At 72.6% G+C, this 20,547-nt stretch carries 20 protein-coding genes and 1 pseudogene; 14 read left to right on the top strand and 7 right to left on the bottom strand.

The window, feature by feature from the left end:
* The first annotated feature begins 54 nt into the window (after positions 1-54).
* The 5 genes and pseudogenes from EV189_RS19670 to EV189_RS19650 all read left to right on the top strand — a co-directional run bounded on the left by EV189_RS19670 (position 55) and on the right by EV189_RS19650 (position 4,878).
* Positions 55-729, top strand: a complete 675-nt coding sequence (locus tag EV189_RS19670; protein ID WP_130494716.1) for a class I SAM-dependent methyltransferase — start codon at positions 55-57, stop codon at positions 727-729.
* A complete protein-coding gene (locus EV189_RS19665) occupies positions 726-1,724 on the top strand; it encodes a hypothetical protein (protein WP_130494715.1) in 999 nt (332 codons plus the stop codon). The genes EV189_RS19670 and EV189_RS19665 overlap by 4 nt, the downstream gene beginning before the upstream one ends.
* A 4-nt stretch (positions 1,725-1,728) precedes the next feature.
* A complete protein-coding gene (locus EV189_RS19660; protein ID WP_130494714.1) occupies positions 1,729-3,108 on the top strand; it encodes an MFS transporter in 1,380 nt (459 codons plus the stop codon).
* Between the two features lie 68 nt (positions 3,109-3,176).
* Entirely contained in the window at positions 3,177-3,941 is a 765-nt protein-coding gene (locus EV189_RS19655; RefSeq protein ID WP_130494713.1) for an SDR family oxidoreductase, read from the top strand.
* A 20-nt stretch (positions 3,942-3,961) separates the two neighbouring features.
* A pseudogene (locus EV189_RS19650) lies at positions 3,962-4,878 on the top strand (SMP-30/gluconolactonase/LRE family protein).
* Between the two features lie 67 nt (positions 4,879-4,945).
* On the opposite strand, the gene EV189_RS19645 reads toward EV189_RS19650, so the two are convergent.
* A complete protein-coding gene (locus tag EV189_RS19645; RefSeq protein ID WP_130494712.1) occupies positions 4,946-5,578 on the bottom strand; it encodes an NADPH-dependent F420 reductase in 633 nt (210 codons plus the stop codon).
* A 107-nt stretch (positions 5,579-5,685) separates the two neighbouring features.
* Here EV189_RS19645 and EV189_RS19640 point away from each other — a divergent pair, with 107 nt between their 5' ends.
* The 3 genes from EV189_RS19640 to EV189_RS19630 all read left to right on the top strand — a co-directional run bounded on the left by EV189_RS19640 (position 5,686) and on the right by EV189_RS19630 (position 7,465).
* Positions 5,686-6,159, top strand: coding sequence for a MarR family winged helix-turn-helix transcriptional regulator (locus EV189_RS19640; protein ID WP_130494711.1), 474 nt, complete (start codon positions 5,686-5,688; stop codon positions 6,157-6,159).
* Positions 6,160-6,236: 77 nt separating this feature from the next.
* Positions 6,237-6,857: a ClpP family protease gene (locus tag EV189_RS19635; RefSeq protein WP_130494710.1), complete on the top strand. Its 621-nt coding sequence runs from the start codon at positions 6,237-6,239 to the stop codon at positions 6,855-6,857.
* Positions 6,854-7,465, top strand: a complete 612-nt coding sequence (locus EV189_RS19630) for a ClpP family protease (protein ID WP_130494709.1) — start codon at positions 6,854-6,856, stop codon at positions 7,463-7,465. The genes EV189_RS19635 and EV189_RS19630 overlap by 4 nt, the downstream gene beginning before the upstream one ends.
* Positions 7,466-7,474: 9 nt before the next feature.
* On the opposite strand, the gene EV189_RS19625 is transcribed toward EV189_RS19630, so the two are convergent.
* The 3 genes from EV189_RS19625 to EV189_RS19615 form a co-directional block, all read right to left on the bottom strand.
* On the bottom strand, positions 7,475-7,771 hold the full coding sequence (locus tag EV189_RS19625; protein ID WP_130494708.1) for a helix-turn-helix domain-containing protein: 297 nt from the start codon (positions 7,769-7,771) through the stop codon (positions 7,475-7,477).
* 76 nt (positions 7,772-7,847) lie between these two features.
* Positions 7,848-8,669, bottom strand: coding sequence for a class I SAM-dependent methyltransferase (locus EV189_RS19620; protein ID WP_130494707.1), 822 nt, complete (start codon positions 8,667-8,669; stop codon positions 7,848-7,850).
* Positions 8,670-8,841: 172 nt separating this feature from the next.
* On the bottom strand, positions 8,842-9,951 hold the full coding sequence (locus EV189_RS19615; protein ID WP_130494706.1) for a serine hydrolase domain-containing protein: 1,110 nt from the start codon (positions 9,949-9,951) through the stop codon (positions 8,842-8,844).
* A gap of 125 nt (positions 9,952-10,076) precedes the next feature.
* On the opposite strand from EV189_RS19615, the gene EV189_RS19610 reads away from it, so the two are divergent.
* From EV189_RS19610 to EV189_RS19595, 4 genes are all read left to right on the top strand, one after another.
* Positions 10,077-10,952: an AraC family transcriptional regulator gene (locus EV189_RS19610; protein ID WP_130494705.1), complete on the top strand. Its 876-nt coding sequence runs from the start codon at positions 10,077-10,079 to the stop codon at positions 10,950-10,952.
* 91 nt (positions 10,953-11,043) lie between these two features.
* Positions 11,044-12,129, top strand: coding sequence for an alpha/beta fold hydrolase (locus EV189_RS19605; RefSeq protein ID WP_130494704.1), 1,086 nt, complete (start codon positions 11,044-11,046; stop codon positions 12,127-12,129).
* Between the two features lie 221 nt (positions 12,130-12,350).
* Entirely contained in the window at positions 12,351-12,626 is a 276-nt protein-coding gene (locus EV189_RS19600) for a hypothetical protein (protein ID WP_130494703.1), read from the top strand.
* 70 nt (positions 12,627-12,696) lie between these two features.
* Complete coding sequence (locus EV189_RS19595; protein ID WP_130494702.1) at positions 12,697-13,536, top strand: DUF4253 domain-containing protein; 840 nt, start codon at positions 12,697-12,699, stop codon at positions 13,534-13,536.
* A gap of 113 nt (positions 13,537-13,649) precedes the next feature.
* Here the strand turns inward: EV189_RS19595 and EV189_RS19590 are convergent, their stop codons facing one another.
* Both EV189_RS19590 and EV189_RS19585 read right to left on the bottom strand, forming a co-directional pair.
* Complete coding sequence (locus EV189_RS19590; RefSeq protein WP_231116595.1) at positions 13,650-14,561, bottom strand: phosphotransferase; 912 nt, start codon at positions 14,559-14,561, stop codon at positions 13,650-13,652.
* A gap of 367 nt (positions 14,562-14,928) precedes the next feature.
* Positions 14,929-15,981 carry an aldo/keto reductase gene (locus EV189_RS19585; RefSeq protein ID WP_130494700.1) on the bottom strand — a complete coding sequence of 351 codons (1,053 nt, stop codon included), beginning with the start codon at positions 15,979-15,981 and terminating at the stop codon, positions 14,929-14,931.
* A gap of 77 nt (positions 15,982-16,058) precedes the next feature.
* On the opposite strand from EV189_RS19585, the gene EV189_RS19580 reads away from it, so the two are divergent.
* Both EV189_RS19580 and EV189_RS19575 read left to right on the top strand, forming a co-directional pair.
* Positions 16,059-16,589, top strand: a complete 531-nt coding sequence (locus EV189_RS19580) for a TetR/AcrR family transcriptional regulator (RefSeq protein WP_130494699.1) — start codon at positions 16,059-16,061, stop codon at positions 16,587-16,589.
* A gap of 186 nt (positions 16,590-16,775) precedes the next feature.
* Positions 16,776-17,429, top strand: a complete 654-nt coding sequence (locus tag EV189_RS19575) for an alpha/beta hydrolase (protein ID WP_130494698.1) — start codon at positions 16,776-16,778, stop codon at positions 17,427-17,429.
* Between the two features lie 313 nt (positions 17,430-17,742).
* Here EV189_RS19575 and EV189_RS20870 read toward each other — a convergent pair whose 3' ends face one another.
* Complete coding sequence (locus tag EV189_RS20870; RefSeq protein WP_231116594.1) at positions 17,743-20,013, bottom strand: RCC1 domain-containing protein; 2,271 nt, start codon at positions 20,011-20,013, stop codon at positions 17,743-17,745.
* Positions 20,014-20,547: the final 534 nt, after the last annotated feature.

The raw sequence follows: 20,547 nt of genomic DNA, 5'->3' as shown, positions 1-20,547 counted from the left end.
TGCGCCTCGGTCCGCTGGCCTAGGCTCGGGGCCACGGCAGGAAGGGGCAGGTCGATGGCGACGACCGCGTACTGGGGGAGCGGGCGGGGAGCGATCGCCCCCGACGGCTGCCCGGTCGAGTTCTACGCTCGGCTCCCGCTCATGGGCGAGCCCGAGATCGTGCACGCCGCTGTCCCCGCCGGCGCATCGGTGCTCGAGCTCGGCTGTGGCACCGGCCGGCTCATCCGCGCGCTCGCGGCCCTCGAGCATCCTGTCCACGGAGTCGACGAGTCGGCGGAGATGCTCGCGTACGCGGGCGACCTCCCCACCACGCAGGCCGCGATCGAGGACGTCGACCTGCGGCGGACGTTCGACGTCGTGCTGCTCGCGAGCACGCTGGTCAACGGGCCACCGCCGCTGCGGGCCGCGTTCCTCCGCGCCTGCCGGAGGCACGTCGCCCCGGACGGGGTCGTGGTGCTGCAGCAGACCGCCCCCGGGTGGTTCGACAGCGTGACCCCGGGCGAGCGCGTGGACGTCGGCATCCGGCGGGTGCTGCGCTCGGTCCAGCGCTTCGACGACCGGGTCGAGGTCGTCAACGACTACCACCTCGACGGCGAGACGTGGACGCACGCCTTCGACCGCTGGCGTGCGCCCGACCTGGAGGGGGACCTCGCCGCGGCAGGGCTGCGGCTCGACCGGCGGCTGACCGAGGACGGGGTCTGGGTCACGGCCGTACCGGTCGCGCCGTGAGCAGGCGGTGGGCGGCGCCCCTCGCCGCGGCGGCGGCCGTCACCGTGCTCGCCGCCTCCGCCGGTGCGGTCACCCTGGGACGGCACGAGGCGGCAGCAACCCCTGCCGCGGCGCGCCTCCCTGCAGCCACCTCGACTGCTGGGCTGCGCGGGACGACGCCCCGTCCGCAGTCCTGGACCTCCGTCCGCACCGATCCGGACCCCCGAGTCCTCGTGGTGGGCTACATGGGTGGGCCGGTCAGCCCCGGCTGCTACGGGCCGGTGACCGCCCGCACGACCGAGAGCCGCGGCGCGGTGACGATCGCGCTCGTCACGCACGTGGCCCCCGCGCCGGCGCCCACGCACGACGCGCACGGGCACGTCATCCACTACGGCTGCGCGGCTGTCGGGGTCCCCGGGCACCTCGCCGTACACCTCTCTTCCCCGCTCGGCCACCGCACCGTCATCGACCCGGCGGGTGAGCCGGGTGCCGGACGACCAGCGCGCCACGTGCCGTTCGACGGGTCGCACCTCCTGACGCCGACCGCCCTCCCGCGCCGCTACGTGCTCACCCGGGAGGACGGCTGGGTCGACCCGACGACGCACGTCTCCTCCTGGATGCGGACCTGGCGAGCCCCCGTCGCCACCGTGACCCCGAGCCCGCTCCCGGCGGTCAGTGACGAGCCCTCGCCGGGGGCGAGCGTCCCGGCGCAGGACACCTGTCCGACGGACGCACCGCCGGACGTCTGGCTGGCGCAGTACGCCGGGCGCGTGGGCAGTCCCTGGCACGGGTGGACGGTCGCGGGGCACGTCGCGGTGCGCGGCACGACCGCCACGCTGTACGCCGGCCACGACGGGATCGCCCAGGTCGGGCTGGCGTGGACGGAACCGGGTACGCGGCAGGTCGTCGCGCTGTCAAGCTCGGCGACCTGCGCCGGCTCGGAGGCGCTGTCGTCCCGGGCGCTCGTCGAGCTGGCGCGGTCGCTCGCCGAGGTCCGTACGCGAGCTGAGGGGTAGCGGAGTGGCCGAGCTCGAGCGGGAGGGACGCGCGGAAGCAGGGTCGAGCACCGGCGCCGACCGGTCGTGGCACCCGGCGTGGACGGTCTTCGCTGTGACGTTCGTCGTGCTCATCGCCGTCAGTGCCGTACGTGCCGTGCCCGGCGTCCTGCTCGTCCCGTGGCAGCAGGACCGCGGGTGGAGCCGGGCCCTGACCGGTGGTGCCGTCGCGGTCAACCTCGCGCTCTTCGGCTTCATCGGGCCGGTCGCGGCGGCCGCCATGGTGCGCTTCGGCGTGCGCCGCGTCGTGTCGACCGCGCTCCTGCTGCTGGCGGTCACCAGCGCGGGCAGCGCGTTGATGGGGTCGGCGTGGGAGCTCGTGGCGCTGTGGGGCGTGCTCATCGGGCTGGGGACGGGGTTCATGAGCACCGTGCTCGGGGTCACCGTGGCGCAGCGCTGGTTCGTGCGCCACCAGGGGCTCGTGCTCGGGCTGCTCGCCGGCGCCACGGCTGCGGGCCAGCTGGTGCTCCTGCCCGTGCTCGCGGCGATCACCGATGTGGGCGGGTGGCGTACGACCGTCGTCGTCGTCGGTCTGCTCGCCCTCGCGGCCATCCCGCTCGTGCTGTGGCGGCTGCACGACAGTCCCGAGCGGATCGGCGCGACGCCGTACGGCGCCGAGGACGTGCCCGTCACCGACCCGCTCGTCGTCCCGGGCACGGGGACCGCGATCGACGCGGCCCTGCCGGCCGAGGAGATCGCGTCAGCCGCGCGCGGCGGCAACCCCTTCGTCGACGCGGTCCGCGTGCTGCGCCGCATCGGGCGGCGGCGCGAGTTCCTCCTGCTGACAGGCGCGTTCTTCGTCTGCGGCCTGTCGAGCGACGGCCTGCTCGGACCGCACTTCGTCGCCGCGTGCGTCGACCACGGCTTCACCCAGGTCGCGGGCGCGGGGCTGCTCGCCCTCACGGGCGCGTTCGACGTCCTCGGCACGCTGCTCGCCGGGTGGCTCACCGACCGGATGGACCCGCGGCGCCTGCTCTTCTGGGTCTACTGGCTGCGCGGCCTGGGGCTCGTGCTGCTGCCCGGCGCGCTCGGCGCGACGCCCGGGCTGCTGGCGTTCGCCGTCGTCTTCGGGCTCGACTGGAGTGCGACGGTCCCACCGACCGTCGCGCTGTCGCGCCGGTCGTTCGGCGCCGACGACGGGCTCGTGGCCTACGGCTGGATGTACTCCGCCCACCAACTGGGCGCGGCGCTCGCGAGCTGGTCCGCGGGCATCGCGCGGACGGCGCTCGGCACGTACACCGACGCCTTCGTCGCCGCCGGGATGCTGGCGATGGCGGCGGCCTTCGCCAGCCAGGGCGTACGCCGTCACCCGCCCGCGCTCGTCGGCGCACCGGAGGTCGGCTAGACCGGTGACGGCGCCCGCTGCACGGGTGGCATGATCCGCGGGTGACCGACGCCGGACCGGGAGGCCGCATGCCAGAGGGCCGCCGACGCACCGCCGTCGTGACCGGTGGCGGCAGCGGCATCGGTGCAGCGGTGGGCACGGCCCTCGCCGCCGACGGGTGGGCCGTGGTCCTCGCCGGCCGACGCGCCGACGCGCTCGACGCCGTCGTCGCGCAGGCCGCGGGGGGACTGGCGGGCACGCTCGAGGCGGTCCCCGCCGACGTGACGGACGAGGACAGCGTCCGGCGGCTCTTCGACGAGACGGTGCGCAGGCACGGCCGTGTCGACCTGCTCTTCAACAACGCCGGTACGGGTGCGCCGAGCGTCGACATCGACGAGCACGACCTCGCCACCTGGAACGCCGTCGTCGCGGTGAACCTCACGGGCGCGTTCCTCTGCACCCGTGAGGCCTTCCGCGTGATGCGCCACCAGGACCCCCGCGGTGGCCGCATCATCAACAACGGCTCCATCGCCGCGCACGCGCCGCGGCCGCGGTCCATCGCGTACACCGCGACGAAGCACGCGGTCACGGGACTCACGAAGGCGACGGCGCTCGACGGCCGGGAGTTCGACATCGCCTGCGGGCAGATCGACATCGGCAACGCGGCGACGCAGATGGCGAGCGGCGCGAGTGTGGGTGCTGCGCAGGCCGACGGCAGCGTACGGCCGGAGCCGGTCATGGACGTCGCCGAGGTCGGGCGGGCCGTGGTCTACATGGCGAGCCTGCCGCTCGACGCGAACGTGGCGACGATGACGGTCATGGCGACGAAGATGCCTTTCATCGGTCGCGGCTAGACGAACAGGAGACGCAGCAGGTGGTCTACGAGATCCTCGACGAGCGCTTCAGGCCCTGCACCTCCGGCGACAAGCGGCTGGAGACGCTCTACAGCGGTTGCCGCTGGGCCGAGGGGCCGGTCTACGTGCCGGCGGGCCGCTACCTGGTGTGGAGCGACATCCCCAACGACCGGCTGCTGCGGTGGGACGAGACGACGGGCGAGGTGGGGTCTTCCGCAGCCCGGCGGGCTTCCCCAACGGCAACACCCTCGACTCGTACGGCCGGCTGCTGAGCGCCGAGCAGGGGAACCGGCGGGTGACGCGGACGGAGCACGACGGGAGCGTGACGGTCCTGGCCGACACGTACGACGGCAAGAAGCTCAACAGCCCCAACGATGTCATCGCCCGCTCGGACGGCACGGTCTACTTCTCCGACCCCGTCTACGGGATCCTCAGCGACTACGAGGGGAACCGTGGCACCAGCGAGATCGGCGCCTCCAACGTCTACCGGATCGACCCGCGCAGCGGGGAGGTCTCCCTGGCGGCAGACGGGTTCGACAACCCCAACGGGCTCATCCTCACCCCGGACGAGCGGCAGCTCTACGTCTCGGACAGCGGTGCGAACCTGATCCGGGTGTTCTCGGTGGCCCAGGACGGGACGCTCTCGGACGGGCGGGTCTTCGCCACCGGCCCCGCGGAGGGCGGGTTCGACAACATCCGCCAGGACGGCGACGGGCGCATCTGGGTCGCGGCGAGCGCGGACGGCGTCCACTGCTACGACCCGGACGGCACGCTGCTGGGCCGCATCCGCGTTCCCGAGGTCGTCGGCAACATCACGTTCGGGGGAGCGCGGCGCAACCGCCTGTTCCTCGCTGCCACGACGTCGATCTACTCGTTGGTGATGTCCGTGACGGGGACGCGCCTCCCCCTCCCTCCGCGGACTGGAGCGGCGGCCTGACCCGTACGACCTCCCGGCGGCACGGCCCACCCGCTGGGCGTGCCGCCGGACGAGGACGTGCGAGGCGTCAGACGCGGGCGAGGTGCAGGCCGATCTTCTCGCCGAGCCCCTGGCCGTAGGCGAGCTGGATGAGCAGCTCGACGGCAGGCTCGAGGTAGCGCGCGTTGCTCAGCGGGCCGGCGTCGACCGCGTCGAAGCCCAGCTCCTGGCCGAGGCCGATGACGAGCTGCTTGGCGTCCTGGTCGTCTCCCGCGACCGGCAGCAGCTGAGCCGCGTCGCCGAGGACGGGCGTGGCGAGGGTCGCGGCGAAGACCGTGTTGAAGGCCTTGACCACGTGCGTGTCCGGCAGCCGCTCGGCGACCTGCTCGCCGGCCGAGGTGGTGTGGCCGACGGTGAGGCCCATGTAGTCGGCGGTCAGCGGGTTCGTCGCGTCGACGAGGACCTTGCCGGCCAGGGCTGCCTGCACGTCGTCGGTGAGGACGTCGCCGACCGCGCCGAACGGCACCGCGAGCACCGCGAGGTCCGCCGCGGTGACGGCGTCCACGACCGTGGCCGTGGCGGCGCCGGACGTGGCCGCGGCGGAGGCGAGGCGCGGTGACGAAGGGCTGCTGGCGGCGAGCACGACCTCGTGGCCGAGCTCGTTGAACCGGGTCGCGAGGGCGGAGCCGACGTTGCCGGCACCGATCACGGCGATCTTCATGGTGTCTCCTCCTGGGGTCTTCCGGGCGGTCACCCGGGTAGTTCGAGTTCGAACGACGAGGACAGTACAACATCGTTCGAGTTCGAATCAACCGCTAGAGTGCTGGCATGACCGATCGATGGCTCGACGACGTCGAGATGCAGGCGTGGGTGGCCTTCCTCGACACCAGCAACCTGCTGCTCCGCCGCGTGGACCGGCAGCTGCGCGAGGACGCAGGACTGACGCAGCCGCAGTACGAGCTGCTCACCCGGCTCGCGCAGGCGCCCGAGCAGCGGATGCGGATGGCGGAGCTCGCCGACGCGCTGGTCGCGTCGCGCAGCGGGCTGACGTACCAGGTCGCGCAGCTGGAGAAGTCCGGCCTGGTACGCCGTGAGGCCTACGCCGGTGACGACCGCGGAGTGCTCGCCGTGCTCACCGACGAGGGCGACGCGGTGCTGCGGCGTACCGCGCCAGGGCACGTCCGCGTGGTGCGCGAGAACCTCGTCGACGTGCTCGACCGCGAGCAGCTGGTGAGCCTCGCCGACATGCTCGGCCGGACCCGGGCGCACCTGCGCGGGCTGGGTCCGGAGGGGGCGGGCTGAGCCGCGGCTGCTGACAGCAGCACTGCTCTGGGCAGCACGGCGAGACATCCCAGCCGTCGATCGCCCACGCTCGCAGCATGAGCGACGCGACCCGGCCCCCCGGCCACGAGCTGGACGAAGAGATCTACCGGCGGCTGTTCGAACGCCGCATCCTGCTGCTCGGTGAGCCCCTCGAGCACGAGAACAGCAACCGCCTCTGCGCGGGACTGCTGCTGCTGGCGGCCGAGGACCCCGACGCCGACATCCGGCTGTTCATCAACTCCCCGGGCGGGTCCGTGCCCGGCATGCTGGCCATCCGCGACTGCATGCGGTCGGTGCCGTGCGATGTGGCGACCGTCGACCTCGGCATGGCCTACAGCGCCGGGCAGTTCCTGCTGAGCGCGGGCACGCACGGTAAGCGCTTCATCCTGCCGCACGCGAAAGTGCTGCTGCACCAGGGATCCGCGGGTATCGGAGGCGCCGCGCAGGACATCGCGATCCAGGCGGAGGACCTGCGGCGTACGCGCGACACCGTCCTCGAGCTGATCGCGGAGGACACCGGGCGCGACGTCGCGACCGTGGAGCGGGACTCCCGCCGGGACCGCTGGTTCAGCGCGAAGGAGGCTCTCGACTACGGGTTCGTCGACCGCATCGTCGAGTCGGCCGAGGAGATCCTGCCCGGCCTGCAGCACCCGGTCGGTCTGGGCGTGCGTCGATGAGCAGCTACACCATCCCGTACGTCACCACGCGGACCAACCAGGGCGAGCGGACGGTCGACATCTACAGCCGGCTGCTCGCCGAGCGCGTGATCTACCTCGGCACGGGCATCGACGACGGCGTCGCCAACGCGATCATCGCCCAGCTCATCCATCTCGAGTCCGAGAACGACGAGCAGCCGATCAGCCTCTACATCAACTCCTCCGGCGGGTCGATCCCGGCCACGCTCGCGATCTACGACGCGATGCAGTACGTCCGGTGCGACATCTCCACGGTGTGCGTCGGCCAGGCCGCCGCCACGGCCGCGGTGCTCCTGGCCGGTGGCGCGCCCGGCAAGCGCCAGATCCTCGCGCACGGGCGGGTCGTCATCCACGCTCCCGCCGCCGAGGGTCGCGGCACGATCCCCGACCTCGTCCTCGAGGCCGACGAGGTCGAGCGCATCCGCACGATGCTCGAGACCATCCTCGCCACCCACACGGGACGCACCGCGGAGCAGGTCCGTGAGGACACCGAGCGCGACCTCATCCTCACCGCGGAGGCGGCGCTCCAGTACGGCGTCGTCGACGAGGTGCTCACCCGCCGAGCGCTGCCGGGTCAGGCAGGGCGTTGAGGACGCGGCTCAGGCGGCGAGGCAGACCGGGCCGCGGCGTCGACTCGCCAGGTGCTGCCCGGCCGACCGGGTCAGCTCGTGGACGGACAGCTCGAGGGCACCCGACACGGCCGCCAGCATCTCCGACGACGGGTCCTTGAGGCCGCGCTCGAGTTCGGAGAGGTACTGCGGCGAGAGGCCGGCCCGCTCGGCGACGTCTGTGATGCGCTCCCCGCGTCGGCGCCGTTCGTCGCGGAGCTGCCGGCCGACCGCGACGCGCCACAACGGCTCGGACTCCCCAGTGCGCAGCACGATGACGTCGCCCATGGACGGACCGTAGCGGGGGAGGCGGTGGGTGGCGAGGCAGGTTCGCTGCAGGCCGAAGGCGGCGCGTCCGGGGCTGCTAGGCGACGTCGGCGACGAGCAGCAGGTACTCCCAGCCGAAGGAGCCGCTCGTGACGCCATGGGTCTCGGCCAGGTCGACCAGGATCTGGTCGAGCGCGGCGGTCCGCTCGGGATCGTCCGCGACGTTGCGGTACGCCGCGATGGTCGGTCCGTAGTGCGCCGCGAAGTAGTCGCGGAACTCCTCACCCGAGGTGAACCTGTCGACGGCCAGCAGCCGACGCTCGGCGCGTACGCCGCTGACCCGGTCGCCGAACAGCCGGCGGACGTGCTCCTCCACGCCCCACTGCGGACCGGGCGTCGCACCGGGCGGCGGTGCAGCGGCGAACGGCTTCATCGCGGCGAACAGCTGCCCGATGAAGCCCTCCGGGGTCCAGTTGACCAGCGCGATGCGCCCACCGGGCCGGGTGACGCGCACGAGCTCGTCGGCGACCGGCTGGTGGAACGGCGCGAACATCACGCCCACGCAGGACATCGTCACGTCGAACCGGTCGTCGGCGAAGGGCAGGTGCTCCGCGTCGGCGACCTCCCAGTCCAGCGCCAGCCCCAGCTTCTCCGCGCGCTGCCGCCCGGTCTCCACCAGCTCGGGGGTCAGGTCCGAGGCCACGACCCGGGCACCGAGCGCGGCGGCGGGGATGCTGGCATTGCCGGAGCCGGCGGCCACGTCGAGGACCTCCTCGCCGGGAGCGATGCCGGCGGCGTCGACGAGGACCGGCCCCAAGCCCCCGACCACCTCCACCGACACGCGGTCGTAGTCGCCCATCGCCCACATCGCGCGGTGCTTGGCCTTGATCGGGTCCTGGGTCAGGGATGCCTGGTCCATCTGCTCTTCTCCTTGGTTCGTGGAGCTCGTGCTCGGGCTCGGTCGACGCTAGGAGCGCCGGGCGATCCGCCACATCGGCGTGATCACCCATTGCTGCGGCCGCCTCGGACGCGGACTGGCGGGGAACGCGCAGGTTCTGGGACCGGGCCGTGGCGTCGAACCCACGGCCCCGTCATCTGAGCGCGCCGTACGCGGCCAGCACCAGGGAGAGGCCGCGGTCGTCGCCGTGACGGTCGCGGTCGCGCATCTGGTTCATGACGTACGCGACGGTCATGCCGGCCGTCGGGTCGCTCACCACGAGCGACCCGCCCCACCCGCCCCAGCCCACAGCCGTACCGAACGCGGCGAAGCCGGTGGTCCAGGTGACCGGCGCCCCGAGCACCCGGTCCACTCCGGTGCACACGGGCTGCCACGCCGGTGCGCAGCCGGCGGCGGAGAGCAGACGCACTCCCGCCGCGACACCGCGACCCGCCAGCACGGAGTGCGCCAGGGCGACGGACCTGGCGTTGCCGAAGCCGTTGACGGCGGGGACATCGGCACGCCGCCAGGCGAGGGAGTTCACGTCGCGCACGCGGATCCGCACACCCCCTTGCAGATCCGGCGCCGCTGCTGCAGGAGCGGTCGCGGTGTAGTCGTCCTGCAGGGAGGGCGGCGGGATGAGGGGCGCGACCCGGGAATCGTGCTCGGGTGCGAGCCCGATGTGGACGTCGGCACCCAGCGGACCGGCCACCTGCTCGTCGAAGAAGCGCGCGATGCCGTATCCGCTGGTACGGCGGACGAGCTCTCCGACCAGATAGCCGTAGGAGAGCGCGTGGTACCCACCCGCGGTGCCCGGCGGCCACGCCGGGGCCGCTGCGGCGAGGCCGGCGGTGATCCGCGGCCAGTCGTACAGGTGCGCCACCTCAGTCGCGCCCGGCAGGTGAGGGAGCCCGGCGGTGTGCGACAGGACGTGCCGCACGAGCACTCCCTCCTTCCCGGCAGCGGCGAACTCGTGCCAGTACGCGGCTAGCGGCGCGTCGAGGTCCAGTGCGCCGCGGTCGCTGAGGAGCAGGGCGCAGAGCGACACCAGGTTCTTCGTCGTCGAGTTGAGGCAGGCGATCGTGTCCCGCTCCCACGGGGCGGAGCGCGCGGCATCGACGTAGCCGCCCCAGAGGTCGACGACGAGCTCGCCGTCGAGCACGACCGCCACGGACGCGCCTCCCTCGTCGTGCTGCAGCAGTTCCTCGAAGGTCGACCGGACGTGGTCGAACCGGGGGTCGCAGGTCCCGCGTGGCTCGCTCATGACCCCAGCGTCAGCCGTCGCCGGGAGGCCGACCCGACCGTTCCCGCGCCGGTGCCGTCGGGTCCGCGACGAGGCCATGATGTGTGCTGCTGTGCTCGGGACCGGCGCTCAGGACGGAGGTCACGGTGCTGGAACTGCTCAACGAGGCGCTCGACCACCTCGAGCTCCAGCTCGACCGGGAGGTCGACGTCGCGGCGCTCGCGCGGATCGCAGCGGTCTCGGAACACCACTTCCGCCGCATGTTCTCCGCGCTGGCAGGCATGCCGCTGCCGGTCTACGTACGGCGCCGCCGGATGACCCTGGCCGGCGCCGAGGTGGTTGCGGGGGAGTCGACGCTGCTCGACATCGCCGTGCGCTACGGCTACGGCTCGGGTGAGGCCTTCGCCCGTGCGTTCCGCTCCGTGCACGGGGTGGGACCGGGCGAGGCGCGGCGTACGGGTGCGACCTTGACCTCCCAGCCGCGCATGTCCTTCCGCCTCGTCGTCGAGGGGGCCACCAGCCTGCGCTACCGCGTCGTCGAGCGGGAGGCCTTCCGCCTCGTGGGCGTCGTGGCCCGGTTGCCGGTCGTGCGCGAGGGCGTCAACGCCGATGCCACGGCCCACGTGACCGGGCTCGACGAGGCAGCGGTCCTGGAGATGAAGCAGCTGGCCGGGCCGAGCGGCGTCGTCTCCGCCTTCGTCTACCGCACCGACAGCCGCGAGGACGGTGCGGAGGTGGACTACTGGGTGGGGGCGGTGACCCACCGGGAGACCGTGGTCCACGGGCTCCAGGGGCTCGACGTCCCGGCCGGGACCTGGGCGCTGTTCGAGCACCGCGGCGCCTACCCGTCGGCGGTGCAGGAGCTCTGGCGCGACGTCTTCGCCCAGTGGTTCCCGTCGAACCCCTACGTCAGCCGACCCGGTCCGGAGCTGCTGCACCTGAGTTCGGTGGGCGTGGGTCAGGTCACGGAGGCGGAGCTGTGGATCCCGGTCGAGCGGATCCCTCGTCCCGGTCTGCCCTGACGGGCAGGACGGCAGGCGGCACCGGGTCAGCCGCGCCTGGTCGCCGGGAAACGTGCGGCTGCCCGCGTACCTCCAGCGCTAGCCTGCGGAGGTGGCTGGAGCGCCCTCATCCCGCCAGAAGGTCAGCTTCTGCCGGGCCCCTGACGGCGTACGCATCGCGTACGCCGTGCACGGTCGCGGGCCGGCGCTGCTGGTCTCCACGTGCTGGCTCAGCCACCTGCAGTTCGACTGGCAGAGCCCGGTGTGGCGGCACTTCCTCACCGACCTGGGGGAGTTCGCCACCGTCATCCGCTACGACGAGCGCGGCCACGGGATGTCGGACTGGGACGTCACCGACCACGGCCTGGAGGCCCGGCTGGGCGACCTGGAGGCGGTCGCCGATGCCGCCGGCTTCCCGTCGTTCGCGCTCATGGGGATGGCGCAGGGCGGGCCGGTCTCGGTCGCGTACGCCGCCCGGCACCCGGAGCGCGTCACGCGACTGCTCTTCTACGGCAGCTTCTCCAACGCGACACGGCTGATGACCCAGGAGGACCGTCACGTCGACGACGCGTTCGAGCCGCTCATCCGGGCCGGGTGGGGGCGCCCGGACTCGACGTTCCGCCGCGTGTTCACCTCCCTCATGATCCCCGGAGCCACGGAGGAGCAGATGACCTGGCTCGACGAGCTGCAGCGCATGGCGACGTCCGCCTCGACGGCGGTCATCGCCCGCCAGCAGCGCCGGGAGACCGACGTCGACGCGCTGCTCGGGCAGCTGCGCGTCCCTACATTGGTGCTGCACTCCACGGGCGACCAGATGAACAAGTTCGAGTTCGGCCGCGAGCTGGCGTCCGGCATCCCGGACGCGCGGCTGGTGGCGCTGCCGAGCAACAACCACATCGTGCTGGCCGACGAGCCCGCCTGGGCGGTCTTCGTCGACGAGGTACGCCGCTTCCTCGAGCCCGACGCCTCGGTCGCTCCTGACGACCCGGTGCGCGAGCTGCTGACGGACCGGGAGCTGCAGGTGCTGCAGCTGGTGGCGCAGGGCAAGGACAACGAGGTCGTCGCGTCGGCGCTGCACCTGAGCGTCCGGACAGTCGAGCGCCACCTGCAGAACGTCTACGCCAAGCTGGGCCTGCGGGGGCACTCCGCGCGCATCGCTGCCGCGACGCGGCTGCTCGCCGAGCCGGCCGCGTCGTGAGCGGCGGCGGGCGCGTTGCAACGCTGAGGAGCCAGGGGTCCTGGGGGAGCCCCAGCTGCCGGGGGTGCGCTCGGCAAGGGCGGCGAGACTGTGGGCGGTGAGAGCCGCTGCCAGGCTGAAGGGCGTGTCCACGCCCCTGCGTCTCGTGCTCGCTCGCGCTAGCGGCGTGCAGCGCCTCCGACGAGCCCATTGCTCGAGCCCACGTCGAGGGTCTCTTCCGCATGGTCGGCGGTCCGGTGACGGCCACCGGTGAGACTCCGGTGCACATGCTCGACGGCGTCATCACCCTCCGCCCGTCCCCGGGAGAGGAGCGGCAGACGACGGTGGTGGCGGCTCGCGCCGGGCACTTCTCCGCGGATCTCCCCGTAGGCAGCTACGCAGTGACCGGCACGACCAGTCCTGCCTATGGCGGCTCGGTGACGTGCGCCGCGGCTCAGCTCCTCCGCGTCGTCGCGCACGAGGACAACCAGGTCGACGTCGACTGCCAGATCCCCTAGAGCGTCGGCCCGACGACGGCATGACCCGCGGCATGAGCAGGTGTTCGGACGTGGCTGACACGATGCCGTCATGGTGCAGGAGCGGGCCGAGGTCGCAGCAGCGTTGAACGGGACCGTGCTCGAGCGCTGCGCGGTCGCGGAAACCCCTGCCGGGCTGCTCCTAGTGAAGGGGATCCAGCCGGACCAGGTGCTGACGAGTTGGCGTGCCGCCAGGTCCGTCGTCCCGCAGACAGGTCGCTGGCCGGTCGCGGTGATGCTCGAGGACCTCCGGATCTGGGACTTGCGTCCTCGTCGCGAGGACGTCGAGGAGCTGAAGCGCCTGTCCGCTGTCGAGGGGGATCCCTGGGACAGCGTGTGGCAGCACGCCGATGACTCCGAGGTGGACGAGGCGGATCTGTCCTGGCGTCTGCCGAAGCCGGGCGGAGCCGACCTGGTGGAGAGGGCTCGGCGTGAGCTCGTCCTGCCGACGATTCCTGCTCTCCTGGACCGCTGGGTCTACGAGGTCGTGCTGTCGGACCCGTCGCTACTGGCGCGGGCCTCCGCATCGGCCGCGTCGTACGCCTCTACTGAGCAGTGGTTCGAGCCGACGGACGAGGTGTGCCTGGCCCTGCTCCCCACACCTGACCAGTGGCTGGCTCCGGCATGGCTGCACTACGGGGAAGGATTCGACGACGGGGTCCTGCAGGCGCGTACCCACCGGGACTGGGCGGAGCGGTGGGGCGCGGAACTGGTCGCCTCCTGGGGCACGATGCGCCAGTTCCTGGTCGCGCGCCGGCCGTCCGTCGGCGAGGAGGCCTGGACCGTGGCTGGACAGCTCCTCGCTGCAGGACCAAGCCTGCAGGTCGACCAGTGGGAGCTCGCGCTGGCCCTCACTCAAGGCGATGCCTGGTTCCTGCACGATCGCCCGTAGGTCGGTTCGAGCACGACCCGACGGACGGCCAGCAGGGCAGCGAGCCTCCAGCCCGTTCCGGGCGACTGCGGAGCGGGACCCGGCGAGTGCGCACCGCCTCCGGTAGCTCTGTGTCAGAGGTGCTCCGGTCGCAGGACCGGCGGACGGTGCTCCTGGAGGAAGTCGACGTAGCCGGCAGGGACGGGCACGCTGTTGCTGAGCATCCAGTGGAGCCGACTCGAGCCGGTGAGCACGAGCGTGGTGCGGTAGCCGAGCGACACGTCGTCCGGGGAGGGCCCGTCGAGTGAGGCGGCCAGGTAGGCGGGCAGCGGGTCGGTGAGCGAGCTCAGGGCGAGGTGAGCGAGGTCCGCACCGGCGGGTGCCGCACCCAGCGTCCCCCAGTCGAGGGCCACGGTGTCGCCGTCGTCGGCGGCGATGAGGTTGCCGAGGCTGTAGTCGCCGTGGGACAGCACGCGGGGCAGTACGGCCAGCTCGTCGAGCAGCCTGTCTCGTGCCTCCCACATGGCGACGGCACGAGGGTCGGCATCGACGGTCGTCCAGTCGAGGTGGGTCACCGCGATCCGCTGCTCGAGCTGGTGCGCGGCCAGCCAGTCGACGCTCGGGACCCGGGAGGTGGCCTGCCACCTGCATAGGCCTTCGGCTGCCCGCCGGGGGTCCTCGCGGCCGCCGGCGACGTCCTCGAGGTACGCGGTGTCGTGATGGACCCCGAAGCACCGGGGCGCGCGGAACCCCGGTCCGGTGGGGAGCACGGCCGCGGCGTAGGCCAACGGCTCACGACGCCAGTACGCCCAGTGGTCGGGCCTCGTCGCCATCTCGGCGTGCCGTCCCGTGCTCAGCGGGCGCACGGTCTTGTGGATCACGCTGAACGGCCGCTTCTGCCCGTGGGTGACCACGGTCTCCGTCAGGCGGACGACCTCTGCCGTGGCAGCGCCGCTGCTGCCGTGGATCGGCTCTTCCACGACCTGCAGGGCGACGTCGCTGCCCGTGGCCGCGCGCAGGACGTCGGAGGGGACGACGCTGCTCACCTCGCCAGTGTGGCGCAGTGGGTCATCCCTCCGAGCCCGTCGAGAGTGGCCGTGACGACGAGCAGGCGAGCGGACGGCCCACCCCAGCGCCATGGCGCCTCCGGCACGGCCTAGGCCGGGGAGTCCCGAGCGGTGCCGACGACCGCGGAGTTCGCCGGGAGCGCCCTCGGCTGAGCGCTGTCGGGTGCTGACGGCGCCGTCGACCCGACCGCGCGCACATCCCGGGCGCAGCCACTCGATCGTGCGCCATGCCTGAGTGCCCAGCTCGACCGACTACCCCGCCCACGGGTCCCTAGGGCCAGTCCTCGACAGTCCTCGACGAGGGACCACATGGGGTGCCGGACACGACCGGGACCGGCAGCCGGGGTCAGCTGGTCAGGCGCATGCCGGGCACACGGCGGCGGATGGCCTCGAGCTCGGCCTCGTCAGAGACGCCCTGGACGTCGTAGCGCGGCGTGCAGGGAGCCTCGAGGGCCCGGATCTCGTCGTCGTCGAGCTCGAGGTCGAGGGAGGCGACGGCGTCGTCGATCTGCTCGGTGGTGCGGGCGCCGACCAGGGGTGCAGTGACGACGGGCTGGTGGTGGAGCCATGCCAGGGCGATCTGCGCTCGGCTGACGCCACGGTCGTCGGCGATCGTGCCGAGCGCGTCGATGATGGCCCGGTCGGCGTCGCGGGTGGCGGGGGTGTAGAGCAGGTCGGCGTAGTCGGCGTCGGCCTCGGCACGGGGTGTGGACCGCGCCTCTTCCCAGGGGCGGGCGAGGCGGCCGCGCACGAGGGGGCTCCACACGATCGTGCCGAGGCCCTCGTCCAGGCAGAGGGGGATCATCTCGCGCTCCTCCTCGCGAGCGAGCAGGTTGTCGTGGTCCTGCATGCTCACGAACCGGGCCCATCCGTGCTCGCGCTGGAGGTGCAGGGCCTTGGCGAACTCCCACGCGTGCATCGAAGAGGCGCCGAGGTAGCGGACCTTGCCCGCGGTGACCAGGTCGGAGAGGGCTTGCAGGGTCTCCTCCAGCGGGGTCGCGTGGTCGTTGCGGTGGACCTGGTAGAGGTCGATGTAGTCGGTACTGAGGCGGCGCAGGCTGTGCTCGACCTCGGTCATGACCGCCTTGCGGGACAGCCCGCGGCCGTTCGGACCGGGCCGTACGGGGTGGCGCAGCTTGGTCGCGATGACGACCTCGTCCCGGTGGCCGAAGTCCTTCAGGGCACGCCCCAGGATCTCCTCGCTCGATCCGTTCGAGTACATGTTGGCGGTGTCGAAGAAGGTGATGCCGGCCTCGAGCGCGTGCCGGATCAGGGGACGGCTCTCCTCCTCGCCGAGCGACCACACCGGGTGCCCGCGGTCCGGCTCGCCGTACGTCATCGCGCCGATCGCGACCGGTGAGCCGTCGAGGCCGGTCGTCCCGAGCTTGAGGTAGTCCACGCCGCTCCCTTACTCTGGCGGAGAGTTCTCCACTTACGGTGATGGAGAAGTCTCCGGAAAGGCAAGGGGAGGGGACTGTGGTCAGGGCCGACGCGGTGGAGAACCGGGCGCGCATCCTCGAGGTCGCGCGACGTGCCTTCGCCGAGGACGGCGCCGTCTCGATGAACCAGGTCGCCCAGCTCGCCGGCGTCGGTGCGGGCACCCTGTACCGCCACTACCCGACCCGCGAGGCGCTCGTCCTGGCGGTGTACCAGGCCGACGTCGATGCGCTCGTCGCCTCGGCGCCCAGGCTGCTCGAGTCCTCACCGCCCCGCGAGGCGCTGCGGCGCTGGACGGTCGAGCTCGTCGCGGCCATGCGCCGGAAGCACGGCCTCGGTGATGCACTCAGCCCCGCCGCGCACCGCTCCATCAGCGATCAGACGTACGGGCCCGTCGTCGCCGCCATCACGCACCTGCTCGAGGCCGGGCAGCAGGACGGGACGATCCGCTCGGACGCCGACCCCCGCGACTACCTCCAGCTGACTGGGGCGCTCTGGCGGGCCGCGGAAGAGCGGACCGACCCCATGCTCGGGCTCATCCTCGACGGCCTGGCAGCCCATCAGGGGTAGCTCTGCCGTCGCCTAGCGCGCGCAGAGCCGCTTGAGCGGAGGTCGCGCGGCGCGCGCCCGGCGGCAGAGTGCATTCGCCGGTTCAGCGCGCGGCCGTCGGTAGGTGGTCTGTGTTGCAGGCTCAACTGGCTCGGCAGGTCGGCGGATGAGTCGCCAGCACGCCCCTGGCTGCGCGACCCTGTCGACATGGAGCCTGCGCTGGGAGAGTGCCTGACCGAGACGCTGGGGTATGACGGCGGCCGGAAGGTGACGGTGTATCTCCCGGCTCGGCCGCCGGAGGCGGTCGTGTTTGCCGGCGATGGGCAGGTGACCGCGCCTTGGGGCCGCGCCCTCGAGGCGGCAGGCGGACCGCCCACCATGCTCGTCGCCGCACACCGTGTGCCGGACGAGACGGTGAGGCTTCACGAGTACTCTCCGGGTTTTGACCCGGAGCGGTTCGCCGCGCACGAGAGGTTCTTCGTTGGGGACGTGCGTAGGTGGGTGCACGCTCAGTTCGGCGTCGCGTTGCCCGCCGCCCGCACAGGCGTGTTCGGTGTCTCGGCGAGTGGAGAAATGGCGCTCGCCCTCGGGTTACGGCACCCGGAGATCTACGGAGCGGTCTTGTGCGCGTCGCCCGGTGGAGGCTTCCGACCGCCTGCCGAGATACGAGGCGTCGTTCCGCGGACGTACCTGGTCGCGGGCCGGCAGGAGCCGTTCTTCCTCGAGAACGCGAGGCGATGGGCGCATGCGCTGCGCGACGCCGGAGCGCAGGTCGCCTTGACGGAGCGGTCGGGCTCGCATGGCGGCCGGTTCTGGCGAGAAGAGTTGCCTCTCATGGTGGCGTGGGCGTTCCAGCAGTGAAGTCCTCGGGCGTCTGTGGTGCGCCTGGTCTGCAACGAGGCAGCGACACCAGGGGCCTGGGCATCCGGTGGTAGGAGACCCGCGTGGCGGCGACCACAAGGGCCCCGGGCGGGTGGTCGGCGGCGACCGTCCCTGACGCGCCGCCCACTCGGCGCGGCATGGTCGCGCGCCACGCGCTCGGCGGCATGAGGGGACGTCGGGGTTGGGATGCCCAAGGGCCGCCGCGGCTCGCCCTGGTGGGCGTTCCGCGGCGACCCGGGAGTGCTCGTGGCGCGGGTGCCGTGCTTGTGGCGCCGAGAGGCGCGGGAAGTAGTCAGCTGAGTGGGATCTGCCAGGCGTCGGTGCCGACAGTGATGTGGATCAGATCGCCGGTGTGCAGATCGGCGGCCTGCGTGCGGGTGATGTGGAGGTGGATGCGTCCGCTCTTGGCGACGCGGCTGGTGGGCAGTTGGATCCATGCGCCGCTGATGTTGGCGCCGAGGGCGGCGGTCGTGTTCCCGATGTAGGGGGGGAGCGTGATGCGGAGGTCCCGCCCGTCCAGAGCGGCAGTGGCGTCGGTCCGGTACGGGGACCCGACGAGCGCGAGGCTGAAGTAGCCGGAGTTTCCCGCGGAGATGGCGGTGACCCCGGTGAGCCCGGCCGGCACGTTCGTCTCGCCGTACCCGTCGTAGCCCCAGGCGACGACGGTGCCGTCGGACTTGAGCGCCAAGCTGTGGCCGTCGCCGGCGGCGATGGCGGTGACGCCGGTCAGCCCCGCCGGCGGATCGGTCTGACCGGCGAAGTCCCAGCCCCAGCCGACGACGGTGCCGTCGGACTTGAGGGCCAGGCTGTGGTCGCCGCCGGCGGCGATAGCGATGACGCCGGTCAGCCCGGCGGGCACGTCCGACTGCCCCCAGCGGTCGTAGCCCCAGGCGACGACGGTGCCGTCGGACTTCAGCGCCAGGCTGTGTTCCCCGCCGGCGGCGATCGCCGTCACGCCCGTCAGCCCGGCCGGGACGACCGCACAGCCGAACACATCGTCCTTGTCGCCCCAAGCGACGACGGTGCCGTCGGACTTGAGGGCCAGGGAGCAGGAGTCGCCGCCAGAGACCGCGGAGACGCCGGTCAGCCCGGCCGGCACCGCCCCTCCGCCGGCGTATGTGTTGCCCCACTTGACGACGGTGCCGTCGGACTTGACCGCGTAGCTGTAGTCCAGGCCGGCGAAGATGGCGGTGACCCCGGTCAGCCCGGCTGGCACGGCCGCCCCTTCTGAGCGTCCCCAAGCGACGACAGATCCATTGGTCTTGAGGGCGAGGCCGTGACTGAACCCGGCGGAGACCGCGGTCACGTCGGTGAGTTCCTTCGGGACGTTCGTCTGCCCGGCTTCGTGGTCGCCCCAGGCGACGACGTGGGAGCTGGTGAGCGGCCCGCTGGGGGGAGGGGGCGCGGTGGTGAGGGGGATCTGCCACGTCTCCGTGCCGTCCGTGACGCGGATCCGTTCCCCGCTGAAGAAGGTGGCGGCTTGGGTGCGCGTGAGACGGAGCGAGACCTGGCCGAGGCCGGTGACGTCGTCGCTGCCGAGGACGGTCCACGCGCCGGCGATGTAGGCGCTGACGGTGGCGGTCGTGTGCGCGAAGGTGGCAGGAAGCGTGACTCGGAGGTTGCGCCCGAGCAGGGTGGCGGTCGCGTCGGCGCGGACCGCGCCTGCAGGTCCGACGAGCGCGAGGCTGTGGTCCCCGCGCGCGGCGATCGCGGTGACGCCGCTCAGCCCGGGCGGCACGTCCGTCTCCCCATAAGAGTCGACGCCCCACGCGACCACGGTGCCGTCGGACCTGAGCGCCAGGCTGTAGCCGCCGCCGGCGGCGATCGCGGTGACGTCGCTCAGCCCGGCCGGCACGTCCGACTCGCCGGCGAAGTCGTCGCCCCAGGCCACGACGGTGCCGTCGGACTTGAGCGCCAGGTCGTGGTCGCTCCCGGCGGCGATCGCGGTGACGTCGCTCAGCCCGGCCGGCACGTCCCTCTCACCGGCGAAGTCGGAGCCCCAGGCGACGACGGTGCCGTCGGACTTCAACGCCAGGGCGTCGTCGCCGCCAGCGGTGATCGCCGTCACGCCGCGCAGCCCGGCCGGCACGTCCGTCGCGCCGTCGATGTCGTTGCCCCAGGCCGCGACCGTGCCGTCGGACTTGAGCGCCATGCTGAAGTCATCGCCCGCGGAGATGGCGGTGACGTTGCCCAGCCCGGCCGGCACGTCGGTCTGGCCGTACTGGTCGTAGCCCCAGGCGGCGACGGTGCCGTCGAACTTGAGTGCCAGGCTGTGGGCTTCGCCCGCGGCGATCGCGGCCACGCCGCTGAGCCCGGCAGGCACGTCCGTCTGCCCGGAGAAGTCGGCGCCCCACGCGACGACGGTGCCGTCGTCCTTGAGCGCCAGGCTGTGGCGGACTCCGGCGGCGAGCGCAGTCACATCGGTGAGCCCGGGCGGCACATCCCCTTGACCGTAGTCGTCGAGGCCCCAGGCGGCGACGTGTGACGTGGTGACCGGCCCGCTCGCGGGAGCGGGTGCGGCCGACGCAGCGGTCGTCGTGCCGCTCACGGTGAGGCCGAGCACGGTGAGCAGGGTGACCGCCCCGGCGCGCAGTCGGGCAGCTCGGCGCGGTCGGCGTGGCGTGGGCGAAGAGGTCAGGGCAGATGCCATGGACGGTCCCTCTGGTCATGGGCGGGGATTCGCAGGCGGCGCTGCCTCTGGTGGTTCGTCCGCACCCGGGCACAGGAACGGTCGCGTCCGTCCACCGGATGTCTCGCACGCTAGCGGCCGTGCGTGCGCGCGTCTACGGTCCGTGCGCGCGCAAGGTCCAGCTGATCACGTGAGCCGGCAGGCCGCTCTCGAGGATCGGAACGGGCAAGTCCTCGAGACTGCCTCCGCCGACGTCCGCTCTTCGGCAGTTGCGGACGTTGCGGGCGCGCGAAGGGCGGCATGAGCAACGTAACGCGGTTCGCGTCAAGCCCTGGGCGGGTGTCCGTCCGTCTCCTCGTGCTCTGCCTAGTGAAATCGGGTTGTTCCCGGCAGCGTGAATCGAGCTTGGGGGAGGAGGCGGGCGGGACTGCTCATGCTCATGCGCGAGGTGGTCCTCGAGGGGCGTTC

The organism is Motilibacter rhizosphaerae, assembly GCF_004216915.1.
Taxonomy (GTDB): domain Bacteria; phylum Actinomycetota; class Actinomycetes; order Motilibacterales; family Motilibacteraceae; genus Motilibacter; species Motilibacter rhizosphaerae.
This window is presented reverse-complemented; position numbering and strand designations above follow the sequence as displayed.

Excerpts from the sequence above, each read along its gene's own strand:
- EV189_RS19600 (WP_130494703.1), top strand. The coding sequence starts at position 12,351 with ATGGTCGGCGGTCCGGTGACGGCCACCGGTGAGACTCCGGTGCACATG.
- EV189_RS19630 (WP_130494709.1), top strand. The coding sequence starts at position 6,854 with ATGAGCAGCTACACCATCCCGTACGTCACCACGCGGACCAACCAGGGC.
- EV189_RS19625 (WP_130494708.1), bottom strand. The coding sequence starts at position 7,771 with ATGGGCGACGTCATCGTGCTGCGCACTGGGGAGTCCGAGCCGTTGTGG.
- EV189_RS19635 (WP_130494710.1), top strand. The coding sequence starts at position 6,237 with ATGAGCGACGCGACCCGGCCCCCCGGCCACGAGCTGGACGAAGAGATC.
- EV189_RS19575 (WP_130494698.1), top strand. The coding sequence starts at position 16,776 with ATGGAGCCTGCGCTGGGAGAGTGCCTGACCGAGACGCTGGGGTATGAC.
- EV189_RS19645 (WP_130494712.1), bottom strand. The coding sequence starts at position 5,578 with ATGAAGATCGCCGTGATCGGTGCCGGCAACGTCGGCTCCGCCCTCGCG.
- EV189_RS19615 (WP_130494706.1), bottom strand. The coding sequence starts at position 9,951 with ATGAGCGAGCCACGCGGGACCTGCGACCCCCGGTTCGACCACGTCCGG.
- EV189_RS19670 (WP_130494716.1), top strand. The coding sequence starts at position 55 with ATGGCGACGACCGCGTACTGGGGGAGCGGGCGGGGAGCGATCGCCCCC.
- EV189_RS19655 (WP_130494713.1), top strand. The coding sequence starts at position 3,177 with ATGCCAGAGGGCCGCCGACGCACCGCCGTCGTGACCGGTGGCGGCAGC.
- EV189_RS19620 (WP_130494707.1), bottom strand. The coding sequence starts at position 8,669 with ATGGACCAGGCATCCCTGACCCAGGACCCGATCAAGGCCAAGCACCGC.
- EV189_RS19640 (WP_130494711.1), top strand. The coding sequence starts at position 5,686 with ATGACCGATCGATGGCTCGACGACGTCGAGATGCAGGCGTGGGTGGCC.
- EV189_RS19595 (WP_130494702.1), top strand. The coding sequence starts at position 12,697 with ATGGTGCAGGAGCGGGCCGAGGTCGCAGCAGCGTTGAACGGGACCGTG.